Annotated in this window: 9 protein-coding genes; 3 read left to right on the top strand and 6 right to left on the bottom strand. The window is 63.5% G+C overall.

The window, feature by feature from the left end; genetic code table 11:
- Positions 1-7 precede the first annotated feature (7 nt).
- Both J4P02_RS07110 and J4P02_RS07115 read left to right on the top strand, forming a co-directional pair.
- Complete coding sequence (locus J4P02_RS07110) at positions 8-457, top strand: hypothetical protein (protein WP_426188871.1); 450 nt, start codon at positions 8-10, stop codon at positions 455-457.
- Positions 458-520: 63 nt separating this feature from the next.
- On the top strand, positions 521-967 hold the full coding sequence (locus J4P02_RS07115; protein WP_426188872.1) for an excinuclease: 447 nt from the start codon (positions 521-523) through the stop codon (positions 965-967).
- A gap of 178 nt (positions 968-1,145) precedes the next feature.
- Here the strand turns inward: J4P02_RS07115 and J4P02_RS07120 are convergent, their stop codons facing one another.
- Positions 1,146-2,045: a LysR substrate-binding domain-containing protein gene (locus tag J4P02_RS07120; RefSeq protein WP_426188873.1), complete on the bottom strand. Its 900-nt coding sequence runs from the start codon at positions 2,043-2,045 to the stop codon at positions 1,146-1,148.
- A 152-nt stretch (positions 2,046-2,197) separates the two neighbouring features.
- Between J4P02_RS07120 and J4P02_RS07125 the strand changes: the two genes are divergently transcribed.
- The gene (locus tag J4P02_RS07125; RefSeq protein ID WP_426189008.1) at positions 2,198-3,424 is read left to right on the top strand and encodes an MFS transporter; all 1,227 of its coding nucleotides are present in this window, start codon (positions 2,198-2,200) and stop codon (positions 3,422-3,424) included.
- A gap of 206 nt (positions 3,425-3,630) precedes the next feature.
- On the opposite strand, the gene hemE is transcribed toward J4P02_RS07125, so the two are convergent.
- The 5 genes from hemE to aroB all read right to left on the bottom strand — a co-directional run bounded on the left by hemE (position 3,631) and on the right by aroB (position 13,947).
- A complete protein-coding gene (gene hemE, locus J4P02_RS07130) occupies positions 3,631-4,698 on the bottom strand; it encodes a uroporphyrinogen decarboxylase (protein ID WP_426188874.1) in 1,068 nt (355 codons plus the stop codon).
- A gap of 217 nt (positions 4,699-4,915) precedes the next feature.
- Complete coding sequence (locus tag J4P02_RS07135; protein WP_426188875.1) at positions 4,916-6,334, bottom strand: FAD-dependent oxidoreductase; 1,419 nt, start codon at positions 6,332-6,334, stop codon at positions 4,916-4,918.
- 120 nt (positions 6,335-6,454) lie between these two features.
- The gene (gene gltB, locus J4P02_RS07140) at positions 6,455-10,903 is read right to left on the bottom strand and encodes a glutamate synthase large subunit (RefSeq protein WP_426188876.1); all 4,449 of its coding nucleotides are present in this window, start codon (positions 10,901-10,903) and stop codon (positions 6,455-6,457) included.
- Positions 10,904-11,252: 349 nt separating this feature from the next.
- A complete protein-coding gene (locus J4P02_RS07145; protein ID WP_426188877.1) occupies positions 11,253-12,836 on the bottom strand; it encodes an SPOR domain-containing protein in 1,584 nt (527 codons plus the stop codon).
- A 10-nt stretch (positions 12,837-12,846) separates the two neighbouring features.
- The gene (aroB, locus tag J4P02_RS07150) at positions 12,847-13,947 is read right to left on the bottom strand and encodes a 3-dehydroquinate synthase (RefSeq protein ID WP_426188878.1); all 1,101 of its coding nucleotides are present in this window, start codon (positions 13,945-13,947) and stop codon (positions 12,847-12,849) included.
- Positions 13,948-13,959: the final 12 nt, after the last annotated feature.

A 13,959-nucleotide genomic window follows, 5' to 3' on the forward strand; every position in this document is an offset into this window, starting at 1 on the left:
AAATGGAATGCCCTCCCTGCTACGCGCCACACTGATCGTCCTTGCCCTGCTGAGCACCACTGCCTGTACCAGCAAGCGCATGTACACCCCCAACCGGGTGATCCCGGCCACCATCCACGCCGACCAGGAACAGGTCAAACAGGCGATTTTGAAGAACCTGGTGGCACGCAAGTGGACCGTGCAACGCATCAGCCCGGAGCTGATCCAGGCCGAAATCACCGTGCGTGAACAGTTCCACGCCGAGATCGATATCCAGTACTCCGCCAGCGCCTACAAGATTCTCTACCGCGACAGCCGCGAGATGGACTACAAGGACGGCAAGATCCACAAGAACTACATCCGCTGGGTGCGCCTGCTGGACAAGGGCATCCTGCGTGACCTGCGGGACGACCAGAACGAGCGGGCCGCGCAGCAACTGTCCGACGCTGCGGCCAAGAGCTTCCCCGCAGCGCAGTGACGCTTGCCCTGTGACCCCGATTCCAGGGCCGCCCTGCCCCCCTTTCATGTCAAGGAGTATGCAATGCGTATAAAGACTCTGGCGGCCACCGCCACCCTGCTGTTGTGCACCCTGCCCGGCATCAGCCAGGCCCGCGATACCACCCACTACCTGCCCTTCGAGAAGGTGGTGGCCGAGGCCATCAGCACCGGCAAGATCGACGGCAGCGTGAAGTTCTACCTGGCGGGCACCAAGCCTGCGGGCAAGGTCACGGTGCTGAGCCCGGGCGCAGTGACCAACAAGAAGACCAACGCTTTCGGCAAGGCCGATGAAGTGGCCTGCGAGTGGGCCCTGCAATCGGCGCTGATCACCCTGCATGAAGCGGCGAAGAAGGTCGGCGCCAATGCCGTGACCGATATCGCCAGTTTCTACAAGAGCCGCGAGCGCAAGGACGCCAGCACCTACGAGTGCCATGCCGGCGCGATCATGGCCGGCGTGGCCCTGCGTGGTGATTTGTCCAAGGTGCAGTGAGGCGAATGCCCCGTGGCGAGGGAGCTTGCTCCCGTCGGAGTGCATAGCACTGCCCTTTTGGGCCATTTCACACTGGTGCGCCAGCCGGCCCAGCGGGAGCAAGCTCCCTCGCCACAAGTAGAGTGTTTGTCCCTGGCTTTTTTCTGCAAGCTCGCCATGGGCCACCCCCGAGCACGGCTCAGGAGGTGGTTGCGGTCTTGTCGGTCAGCAACTCGACAAAGGCCTTGGCCATGGGCGAGGCCTGGTCGGTGCGCTGCACCAGCCACACCGCGGTCATGGCCTCCGGGTCCAGCAGGCGCCGGTAGACCACGCCGTCGATACGCATGCGCCGGTAGGACGCCGGCAACACCGAAACCCCGAGCCCCGCCGCCACCAGGCCGATGATGGTCATGGCTTCCGCCGCTTCCTGGGCAAAATGCGGGGTGAAGCCGGCATCCCGGGACAGGCTCAGCAACTGCGCATAAAGACCGCTGCCGTAGCTGCGGGGGAAGAACACGAACGGCTCGTGGGCCAGCGCTGCCAGGTGCAGCCCCTCATCACTGCCCTGGGCCAGCGGGTGCTTGGAACTGAGCACCGCCACCAGAGGCTCGCGCAGCAATTCCACCACCGACAACGAATCGGGCAATGCCAGGGGGCGCATGATGCCAACCTGGATCGACTGGTCCACCAGGGCCTCGGCCACCTGGGTGCTGCTCATTTCCTTGAGCTTGAGGTGCACCGCGGGAAAGCGCTGGCGGAAGGCGAAGATCGCCTGGGGAATGGTCGAGTTGAAGGGCGCCGAAGAGGTGAAGCCGATTTTCAGCTCCCCGAGCTCTCCCAGTTGCGCACGCCGTGCCACGTCCGCCGCCTTGTCCACCTGGGCCAGCACCAGCCGCGCCTCTTCGAGGAACAGGCGCCCGGCTTCGCTGAGCTCGACCCGACGGTTGGTGCGCTCGAACAACCGCGCCCCCACCTCCTGTTCCAGGGCCTGGATCTGCTGGCTCAGGGGCGGCTGGGAAATGCCCAGCACCTGGGCCGCGCGGCCGAAATGCAGCTCTTCGGCGACGGCGATGAAGTAGCGCAGGTGACGCAATTCCATGGGGGCTCCATTGAGTCGTTAAAGCTATCAAACAGGTCGAACAATATATTGGAAATGATCATTAGCCAGCTATATGCTTTTTCCATTGCCTGATCGGCTGCGTTCCCCCCGAGGTTCCCGTGAAATCCGCTGTCGCCCCCCTTGCCCATGAAATTCCCGCCACAGCCCTGGACGAGGTGGTCGCCCAGCTCAACGAGGTGTACATCGAGAAGGGCACACCGATGTTCATGCGCACCGTGCTGGCGCTGTTCTCCGGCGGTTTCGCCACCTTCGCCCTGCTGTATTGCGTGCAGCCGATGATGCCGCTGCTGTCCCGGGACTTTTCCATCAATGCGGCGCAGAGCAGCCTGATTCTCTCGGTGGCCACCGCCCTGCTGGCGGTGGGCCTGTTGATCACCGGGCCGATCTCCGATCGCATCGGGCGCAAGCCGGTGATGGTTGCCGCGCTGCTGGCCGCTGCCCTGTGCACCATGGCCAGCGCGCTGATGCCCAGCTGGCATGGCGTGTTGCTGATGCGCGCGCTGGTGGGGCTGTCCCTGAGCGGGCTGGCGGCAGTGGCCATGACCTACCTCAGCGAGGAGATCCACCCACAGCACATCGGCCTGGCCATGGGCCTGTACATCGGCGGCAATGCCATTGGCGGCATGAGTGGGCGCCTGATCACCGGGGTGCTGATCGACTTCGTCAGCTGGCACACGGCGATGCTGGTGATCGGCGGCCTGGCGCTGATCGCCGCCGCGGTGTTCTGGCGCATCCTTCCCGAATCGCGCAACTTCCGCCCGCGCTCGCTGCACCCGCGCAGCCTGCTGGACGGCTTCACCATGCACTTTCGCGATGCCGGCCTGCCCTGGCTGTTTGCCGAAGCGTTCCTGCTGATGGGGGCCTTCGTCACCCTGTTCAACTACATCGGCTACCGCCTGCTGGCCGAGCCCTATCACCTGAGCCAGGCCTGGGTCGGGATGCTTTCGGTGGTCTACCTGTCGGGGATCTACAGCTCGGCGAAGATCGGCGCCCTGGCCGACCAGCTGGGCCGCCGCCGCGTGCTCTGGGGCACCATTGTGCTGATGCTGGCGGGCATAGCCCTAACCCTGCTGCAGCCCCTGGCCCTGGTGCTGATCGGCATGCTGCTGTTCACCTTCGGCTTCTTTGGCGCCCATTCGGTGGCCAGCAGCTGGATCGGCCGCCGCGCCACCAAGGCCAAGGGCCAGGCCTCGTCGCTGTACCTGTTCAGCTACTACGCCGGGTCGAGCATCGCCGGCACCGCGGGCGGGGTGTTCTGGCATCTGGCGGGGTGGAATGGCATCGGCCTGTTTATCGGCGCGCTGCTGCTGGGGGCGCTGTTGATCGCGGTGAAGCTGGCGAAACTGCCACCGCTGTAGGACCTGTGCTGGCTCCTATTCTGCCGCGGTAAATTCGACGCCACCCGCCTGTAGGAGCGGGCTTGCCCGCAAAGGCGCCCGCACTGTCAGCGCACGTCTCACGGGCCTCTTCGCCGGCAAGCCGGCTCCTACGTAACGGACAACACCGTCAATTCGCCCATAAAAAACGCCCGGCATAGGCCGGGCGTTTTTTTGTTGGCTGGCGCTTATACGTGGTACTGCGCCGACAGCTCGTGCACTGCCTCGAGGAAGGCCCCGGCGTGCTCCGGCTTCACTTCCGGGGTGATGCCGTGGCCGAGGTTGAACACGTGGCCGCTGCCCTGGCCGTAGCTGGCGAGGATGCGCGCGACTTCGCTGCGGATCGCCTGCGGGTTGGCGTAGAGCACGGTGGGGTCCATGTTGCCTTGCAGCGACACCTTGCCACCGACCCGGCGGCGGGCTTCGCCGATGTCGCAGGTCCAGTCCAGGCCCAGGGTATCGGCGCCGGCGTCAGCGATGCTTTCCAGCCACAGGCCGCCGCCCTTGGTGAACAGGATCACCGGCACCTTGCGCCCTTCATGCTCGCGGATCAGGCCGCTGACGATCTTGCGCATGTAGGCCAGGGAGAATTCCTGGTAGGCCGCTGCCGACAGGCTGCCGCCCCAGCTGTCGAAGATCTGCACCGCTTGCGCACCGGCGAGGATCTGCCCGTTGAGGTAGCTGGTGACCGACTGCGCCAGCTTGTCCAGCAGCAGGTGCATGGCTTGCGGGTTGTCGTAGAGCATGGCCTTGGACTTGCGGAAGTCCTTGGAAGAACCGCCTTCGACCATATAGGTGGCCAGGGTCCAGGGGCTGCCGGCAAAGCCGATCAGCGGTACCCGACCGTTGAGTTCGCGACGGATGGTGCTGACCGCGTCCATCACGTAGCCCAGGTCCTGTTGCGGATCGGGGATCGGCAAGGCTTCGATGTCGGCCAGGGTGCTGACCACTTTCTTGAAGCGCGGGCCTTCGCCGGTCTCGAAGTACAGGCCTTGGCCCATGGCGTCGGGGATGGTCAGGATATCGGAGAAGAGGATCGCCGCATCCAGCTGTGGATAGCGGTCCAGCGGCTGCAGGGTGACTTCGCAGGCGAACGCGGGGTTCTTGCACAGGCTCATGAAGTCGCCGGCATTGGCGCGGCTGGCACGGTATTCAGGCAGGTAGCGCCCGGCTTGCCGCATCATCCACACCGGGGTGACGTCTACGGGTTGCTTGAGCAGGGCACGCAGGAAACGGTCGTTCTTCAGGGCAGTCATGTCGGCATCCGGAAAAAAAGTGGGGACATTTTCTCAGAGCCGGACATAAAAGGCACGGCACGAGCCGTTTCTTTATGTCTATGGGGGCAATTTGTCGCGCCACAACCCACGGACCTGTAGGAGCGAGCTTGCTCGCGATGGGGGCGTGTCAGGCAACATCACTGGTTGGCTGATACACCGCGATCGCGAGCAAGCTCGCTCCTACAAGGGGTAGCGATCAGACGCCCAGGTAGTCGAGGATGCCTTCGGCGGCGTTACGCCCCTCGAAGATCGCCGTCACCACCAGGTCGGAACCACGCACCATGTCGCCACCGGCGAAGATCTTCGGGTTGCTGGTCTGGTGCTTGAACTGGCCCTGCTCCGGCGCCACCACGCGGCCCTGGCTGTCGGTCTGGATGCCGAACTGCTCGAACCAGGGCGCCGGGCTTGGACGGAAGCCGAAGGCGATGACCACGGCATCGGCCGGGATGATCTCCTCGGAACCGGGGATAGGCTCGGGGCTGCGACGGCCACGGGCGTCCGGTTCGCCGAGACGGGTCTCGACCACCTTCACGCCTTCGACCTTGTCTTCACCGACAATGGCGATCGGCTGGCGGTTGTAGAGGAATTTCACCCCTTCTTCCTTGGCGTTCTTCACCTCTTTGCGCGAGCCGGGCATGTTGGCTTCGTCACGGCGGTAGGCACAGGTCACGGCCTTGGCGCCCTGGCGGATGGAGGTGCGGTTGCAGTCCATCGCGGTGTCGCCACCACCCAGTACCACCACCTTCTTGCCTTTCATGTCGACGAAATCTTCCGCCGACTTTTCAAAGCCCAGGTTGCGATTGACGTTGGCGATGAGGAAATCCAGGGCGTCGTGCACCCCCGGCAGGTCCTCGCCGGCAAAGCCGCCCTTCATGTAGGTGTAGGTGCCCATGCCCATGAACACGGCGTCGTATTCGGCGAGCAGTTGCTCCATGGTCACGTCCTTGCCCACCTCGGTGTTGAGGCGGAACTCGATGCCCATGCCGCTGAAGACTTCGCGACGATTGCTCAGCACAGTCTTTTCCAGCTTGAACTCTGGAATGCCGAAGGTCAGCAGGCCGCCGATTTCCGGGTTCTTGTCGAACACCACCGGCGTCACCCCGCCACGCACCAGCACGTCGGCACAGCCCAGGCCCGCCGGGCCCGCGCCAATGATCGCCACGCGCTTGCCGGTGGGCTTGACCTTGGACATGTCCGGGCGCCAGCCCATGGCGAAGGCGGTGTCGGTGATGTACTTCTCCACCGAGCCGATGGTCACCGCGCCAAAGCCGTCATTGAGGGTGCAGGCCCCCTCGCACAGACGGTCCTGGGGGCAGACCCGGCCGCAGACTTCCGGCAGGGTGTTGGTCTGGTGCGACAGCTCGGCGGCGGCGAGGATATTGCCCTCGGCCACCAGCTTGAGCCAGTTGGGAATGAAGTTGTGCACCGGGCACTTCCATTCGCAATACGGGTTGCCGCAACCCAGGCAGCGGTGGGCCTGGTCGGCCGATTGCTGGGGCTTGAAGGGTTCGTAGATCTCCACGAACTCCTTCTTGCGCTGACGCAGCAGTTTCTTCTTCGGGTCTTTGCGCCCGACCTCGATAAACTGGAAGTCGTTGTTCAGACGTTCAGCCATTTTCAAAACCTCTATACAGCAGCTGCAAGCTCTAAGCTGCAAGCCGCAAGACGATCACTTATGCCCGGCAAACCTCGAACTGCTTCACTTGCAGCTTGAGGCTTGCCACTTGCAGCTGCTTTATTGCGGACTCGCGCGAGTACTGGTGAGCAGAGACTTCAAGTTCGCTGCCTTAGGTTTGACCAGCCAGAAACGGCGCAAGTAGTCGTCGAGGTTCTCGGCGAGGTTGCGACCCCATTCGCTGCCGGTTTCCTCGACGTACTCGTTCAGTACGCGTTGCAGGTGGCTGCGATAGGCTTCCATCGCTTCGCCGCTGATCCGCTGGATTTCCACCAGTTCGTGGTTGACCCGGTCAACGAAGGTGTTGTCCTGGTCGAGCACGTAGGCGAAACCGCCGGTCATGCCTGAGCCGAAGTTGTAGCCGGTCTTGCCCAGTACGCAGACGAAACCGCCTGTCATGTACTCGCAGCAGTGATCGCCGGTGCCTTCCACCACGGTGTGGGCCCCGGAGTTACGCACAGCGAAACGCTCGCCCGCGGTGCCGGCGGCGAACAGCTTGCCGCCGGTGGCGCCGTACAGGCAGGTGTTGCCGATAATGGCGCTGTCTTGAGTCTTGTAGGCGCTGCCCTTGGGCGGAACTATCACCAGCTTGCCGCCGGTCATGCCCTTGCCCACATAGTCGTTGGCATCGCCTTCCAGGTACATGTGCAGGCCGCCGGCGTTCCACACGCCGAAGCTCTGCCCCGCAGTACCCTTGAAGCGGAAGGTGATAGGCGCCTGGGCCATGCCCTGGTTGCCGTGGCGCTTGGCGATTTCACCGGAGATCCGCGCGCCTATGGAACGGTCGCAGTTGCAGATATCCAGGGCGAATTCGGCGCCGCTCTTGTCGTTGATCGCGGCACGCGCCATCTCGACCATTTTCTCGGCCAGCAGGCCCTGGTCGAACGGTGGGTTGCGCTCCACCTGGCAGAACTGCGGCTTGTCCGCCGGGATATGGTCGCTGCCCAGCAGGGGGGTCAGGTCCAGGTGATGCTGCTTGGCGGTCTGGCCTTCGAGGATGTCCAGCAGATCGGTACGGCCGATCAACTCCTCAAGGGAACGCACGCCGAGCTTGGCCAGCCACTCACGGGTTTCCTCGGCGACGTAGGTGAAGAAGTTCACCACCATGTCGACGGTGCCGATGTAGTGGTCCTTGCGCAGCTTGTCATTCTGAGTGGCCACGCCGGTGGCGCAGTTGTTCAGGTGACAGATGCGCAGGTACTTGCAGCCCAGGGCGATCATCGGCGCGGTGCCGAAGCCGAAGCTCTCGGCGCCGAGGATGGCTGCCTTGATCACGTCGAGGCCGGTTTTCAGGCCGCCATCGGTCTGTACCCGAACCTTGCCGCGCAGGTCGTTGCCACGCAGGGTCTGGTGAGTTTCCGCCAGCCCCAGTTCCCAGGGCGCGCCGGCGTACTTGATCGAGGTCAGCGGCGAAGCGCCGGTGCCGCCGTCGTAGCCGGAGATGGTGATCAGGTCGGCATAGGCCTTGGCCACGCCGGCGGCGATGGTGCCAACGCCTGCTTCCGCCACCAGTTTCACCGAAACCAGCGCCTGGGGATTGACCTGCTTGAGGTCGAAGATCAGCTGCGACAGGTCTTCAATCGAATAGATGTCGTGGTGCGGCGGTGGCGAGATCAGGGTCACCCCGGGCACCGCGTAGCGCAGCTTGGCGATCAGGCCATTGACCTTGCCGCCAGGCAGTTGGCCGCCTTCGCCGGGCTTGGCGCCCTGGGCCACCTTGATCTGCAGCACTTCGGCGTTAACCAGGTATTCCGGGGTCACGCCGAAACGGCCGGTGGCCACTTGCTTGATCTTCGAGCTCTTGATGGTGCCGTAGCGCGCCGGGTCTTCGCCGCCTTCGCCGGAGTTGGAACGCGCACCCAGGCGGTTCATGGCTTCAGCCAGGGCTTCGTGGGCCTCGGGCGACAGGGCACCCAGGGAGATACCAGCGGAGTCGAAGCGCTTGAGGATCGATTCCAGGGGCTCGACCTGGCTTAAGTCCAGGGGCGTGTCCAGGGTCTTGACCTGGAACAGGTCGCGGATCATCGACACCGGGCGGTTGTCCACCAGCGCGGTGTATTCCTTGAACTTGGCGTAGTCGCCCTGCTGCACGGCGGCTTGCAGGGTGTTGACCACGTCCGGGTTGTAGGCGTGGTATTCGCCGCCGTGGACGAACTTCAGCAGGCCGCCTTGCTGGATCGGCTTGCGTGGGCTCCAGGCTTCAGCGGCCAGGGCTTTCTGTTCGGCTTCGATATCGACGAAACGCGCGCCCTTGATCCGGCTCGGCACGCCACGGAAGCTCAGGTTGCAGACTTCCTCGGACAGGCCGATGGCCTCGAACAGCTGCGCACCACGGTAGGAAGCGATGGTGGAGATGCCCATTTTCGAGAGGATCTTCAGCAGGCCCTTGGTGATGCCCTTGCGGTAGTTCTTGAACACCTCGTAGAGGTCGCCCAGCACTTCACCGGTACGGATCAGGTCGCCCAGCACTTCGTAGGCCAGGAACGGATAGACCGCCGAGGCACCGAAACCGATCAGCACCGCGAAGTGGTGCGGGTCGCGGGCGGTGGCGGTTTCCACGAGGATGTTGGAGTCGCAGCGCAGGCCCTTTTCGGTCAGGCGATGGTGCACCGCGCCAGTGGCCAGGGAAGCGTGGATCGGCAGCTTGCCCGGCGCGATATGACGGTCGCTCAGGACGATCTGGGTGCGGCCGGCGCGTGCGGCTTCTTCAGCCTGGTCGGCGACATTGCGGATCGCCGCTTCCAGGCCGAGGCTCTCGTCGTAGTTGAGGTCGATGACCTGACGCTCGAAGCCCGGGCGGTCGAGGTTCATCAACGAACGCCACTTGGCCGGGGAGATCACCGGCGAGCTGAGGATCACCCGCGAAGCGTGCTCGGGCGATTCCTGGAAGATATTGCGCTCGGCACCGAGGCAGATCTCCAGAGACATGACGATGGCTTCGCGCAGCGGGTCGATCGGCGGGTTGGTGACCTGGGCGAACTGCTGGCGGAAGTAGTCGTAGGGGGTGCGCACGCGCTGCGACAGCACGGCCATCGGCGTGTCGTCGCCCATGGAACCCACCGCTTCGTAGCCCTGCTCGCCCAGCGGACGCAGCACCTGGTCACGCTCCTCGAAGGTGACCTGGTACATCTTCATGTACTGCTTGAGCTGGTCGACGTCGTAGAAGGCCGAACCGTGGTCGTTGTCTTCCATGGTGGCCTGGATGCGCAGGGCGTTCTTGCGCAGCCATTGCTTGTAGGGATGACGGGACTTCAAGCGGTTGTCGATGGCGTCGGTGTCGAGGATCTGCCCGGTCTCGGTGTCCACGGCAAAGATCTGCCCCGGACCGACCCGGCCCTTGGCGATCACGTCTTCGGGCTGGTAGTTCCACACGCCGATTTCCGAGGCCAGGGTAATGAAGCCGTTCTGGGTGGTGACCCAGCGCGCCGGGCGCAGGCCGTTGCGGTCCAGCAGGCAGACGGCGTAGCGGCCGTCGGTCATGACCACGCCGGCCGGGCCGTCCCAGGGCTCCATGTGCATGGAGTTGTACTCGTAGAACGCGCGCAGGTCGGCGTCCATGGTCTCGACGTTCTGCCAGGCCGGTGGAATGATCATGCGCACGCCGCGGAACAGGTCGATGCCGCCGGTGACCATCAGTTCCAGCATGTTGTCCATGCTCGAGGAGTCGGAACCCACACGGTTGACCAGCGGGCCGAGCTCTTCCAGATCGGGGATCAGGTCGTTGGCGAACTTGGTACGCCGGGCCACGGCCCAGTTGCGGTTGCCGGTGATGGTGTTGATTTCGCCGTTGTGCGCGAGAAAGCGGAAGGGCTGGGCCAGCGGCCACTTCGGCAGGGTGTTGGTAGAAAAGCGCTGGTGGAACACGCAGATCGCGGTTTGCAGGCGCGGGTCGCCCAGGTCCGGATAGAAGGCGGCGAGGTCCGCCGGCATCATCAGGCCTTTATAGATGATGGTCTTGTGGGAAAAGCTGCAGATGTAGTGGTCGGTGTCGGCGGCGTTGGCCACCGACGAGCGACGCCGGGAACTGAACAGCTTGATGGCGAAGTCCTGGTCGCTCAGGGACTCGCCACCGATGAACACTTGCTCGATCTGCGGCAGGCGCTCCAGGGCCAGACGCCCGAGCACGCTGGTATCGATCGGCACTTTGCGCCAGCCCACCAGTTGCAGGCCGGCGGCCAGGATCTCGCGGTTCATGTTTTCGCGAGCGGCTTGGGCTTTCACCGGGTCCTGGTTGAAGAACACCATGCCCACCGCATATTGCTTGGGCAGGTCGATGCCGAAGTGCTCCTTGGCGATCGCGCGCAGGAACAGGTCGGGCTTTTGCATCAGCAGACCGCAACCGTCGCCGGTCTTGCCGTCCGCGTTGATCCCACCGCGGTGGGTCATGCAGGTCAGGGCCTCGATGGCCGTTTTCAACAGGGTATGACTGGGCTCGCCCTGCATGTGGGCGATCAGGCCGAAACCACAGTTATCCTTAAATTCATCGGGTTGGTACAGACCTGCTTTCATAGACACTTTCTCACCAGGCTGCCTCTTTAAAGAGACAAATTTCTTTTCAATTCAACCACTTACCTTCCACGCCGAACGTACGCCGGCTTTGCGGGGGCAAAAGGGAGGTCATTGTACACACCGACACAAAGCCCCACAAATTTAGCGACGATCTGTCGTAAATTCATGTCGCATTTATGAACGTTTTAAAGCGATACGCTGTGCTAGTCAAAAAGTTTTGTCTTTGACAGCCGCGACTCAAAAACTACTGTGACGCAGACACCACAAGGCACGCGGCCTGAAAGGCAGCATGCCGATGCGGAAATTTGAGGTTGCCGGGAGAGGCGGCCTGGGTAAGGCCGCCGAATCTTCAGCGGGTTGTTGCCAGTTCTTGTTGAACGCTAGCGACAGTGCGAGGCCAAGGTTTACCAGCCTGAACCTTCGCTGGCAAGGATTTGATGGCGCTGACCGCTGCATCGCGGCTGGAGAAGTTGCCGTAGGTGATTACATACAGCGGCTTGCCGTTGAGGACTTTCTTGAAATAGCGGTACTCGCCGCCCTGTTCCTTGACGAAGCTCTGGGCCGTGGCTTCCGAGCTGGTGCCGAGGATCTGCACCACATAGTTGCCCGGTGCTTGCCCGGCGTACCAGCTGCCACCGGCGGCCTTGGCCACGGTGACCGGCTTCTCCGCCGGTTTGGGCGCCGGGGCTGGCTTGGCGGCAACTGGCTTCTCTACCGGCTTGGGCGCTGGAGTCGGCTTGGCGCTGGCCACCTGGGTCGGTGCCGGAGCTGGCGTCGGACGTGCAGCAGGTGTCGGTGTCGGCCCGGCCACTGCACCAGCAGGTGGCGCAATGGTGGTCACGGTTGGCGGAACGGCACTGGAGCCTTCCACCGGCACCCCATCATCGCCCTCGTTGATGCCACCCGCAGCTTCAGCCAGGGGACCACGCATCACCGGCTGCGACTGGCCGACCAACGGCAGCGGCATCGGCTGCGACGAACCGGCGAACTCCACCGCCGGGCTGCCATTGGCATTCGGCGCCTGGCCCAGCGGCAACTGTGCCTGCTCGTTGGCCGGTGCCCCGGTGGCGGGCGCCTTGCTCCGACCCGGCATCAGCCAGGCGGCGGCCACGGCCACTACCACTACCGCGGAAATGGCCAATACGTGTTTCTTCGGCATGTTGAACCCCATACTTGGACGCTTGACCGCAGAGCGGCTGGCGATCATGGCTTCGATCATTGCATCCCTGGCGACCTGGTTGATGTTGCCCGGCCAGCCATCGGAGCTTTCGTGAATATCACTGATCTGATCTGCGGAGAAAAGTTCGATGCCCTGCCCCGCGCCTTCAAGACGCTGGGCCAGATATTCGCGGGTTTCTTCTTCGGTATAAGGTTGCAGCTCGATGATATGGAAGCGTTCTTCCTCGGCGCTCAGCTGATCCAGCGCGGCAATCAGCGACGACTCACCGAACAGGAACACATGCGGACGGCCTTCCGGCGCGCCCGCCGCCAGGGCCAGCAGGGCCTCCAGCGCGGATTCGTCGAGCTGCTCGGCATCATCCACCAGCAGGTAGACTTCCTGGCCGGTCAGGGCCAGTTGCACCACCTGCGCGAGGATCGCGCCGATTTCCGCCTGGGCCACGTTCAGCGCCTGGGCCACCTGGCGCAGCACACCGGCGGCATCGCCGGCACCACGGGCGGAAACCACCACGCTCTGCACCGACTGCTTGTTGGTGCTGGCGACCAGCGCCTGGCGCAGCAGGGTCTTGCCGCTGCCCTGCGGGCCGGTCACCACCAGCAGCAACTGGCTGTAACGGGCCAGGTGATGCAGTTGTCCCAGCACGGGCTTGCGCTGGGCGGGAAAGAACTTGAAGCCAGGAACCCGGGGAGCGAAAGGGTCGTGGCTCAACTGGTAATGGCCGAGGAAAGCCTCGTCGGCATGCAAACTAGTCATCGGGATCTTATTAACCTTTAAGCTGAGCCAGGGCGCGGTAATCCGCTCCCAGCGTGGCCTGTAAAACCTCTTTCGGATAATCGTCGGTCACTACGGCTTCGCCCATTCGGCGCAACAGCACCAGACGCATACGACCGTCTATCACTTTCTTGTCTACTGCCATGTGCTCGAGGAAATCTGCCTCGGTCATTTCCTCTGGAGGAATGACCGGCAAACCCGCGCGCTGGAACAGGCGAATACCGCGGTCACGCTCCTGGCTGGTGATCCAGCCCAGGCGCGCGGACATTTCCAGGGCCATCACGGTGCCAGCGGCAACCGCTTCTCCGTGCAGCCAGACGCCGTAACCCATATGGGTCTCGATGGCGTGGCCGAAGGTATGGCCCAGGTTGAGGGTGGCGCGCACCCCCGATTCACGCTCGTCGGCGCCCACCACGGCAGCCTTGGCTGCACAGGAACGCTCGATGGCATAGGTCAGTGCCTGCTGATCCAGAGCCCGCAGGCGGTCGACATTTTCTTCCAGCCAGGTGAGGAAGGGTTCGTCGCAGATCAGGCCGTACTTGATCACTTCCGCCAGGCCGGCCGACAACTCGCGTGCCGGCAGGGTGTTGAGACTGGCGGTATCGATCAGCACCAGGTTCGGCTGGTAGAAGGCGCCGACCATGTTCTTGCCCAGCGGGTGATTGATACCGGTCTTGCCGCCCACCGAGGAGTCCACCTGGGACAGCAGGGTGGTAGGAACCTGGATGAAGTCCACGCCACGCTGATAGCAGGCGGCGGCAAAGCCGGCCATGTCACCGATCACCCCGCCACCGAGGGCGATGAGGGTGGTGCGCCGGTCGTGACGGGCGCTGAGCAGGCCGTCGAAGATCAACTGCAGGGTTTCCCAGTTCTTGTGGGCCTCGCCATCGGGCAACACCACCGAGATCACCGAGAACTGCTCCAGGCTGCGGGTCAGACGCTCAAGGTACAGCGGCGCGACAGTTTCATTGGAGATGATCGCCACCTGCCGTCCGGCGATATGCGGCACCAGCAGCTCGGGCCGGTCCAACAATCCTTCACCAATGTGAATCGGGTAGCTGCGCTCGCCTAGATCGACCTTAAGTGTCTGCATGTGTCCCCGCAG

The sequence above is a fragment of the Pseudomonas sp. NFXW11 genome (genome assembly GCF_049887815.1).
Classification (GTDB): domain Bacteria; phylum Pseudomonadota; class Gammaproteobacteria; order Pseudomonadales; family Pseudomonadaceae; genus Aquipseudomonas.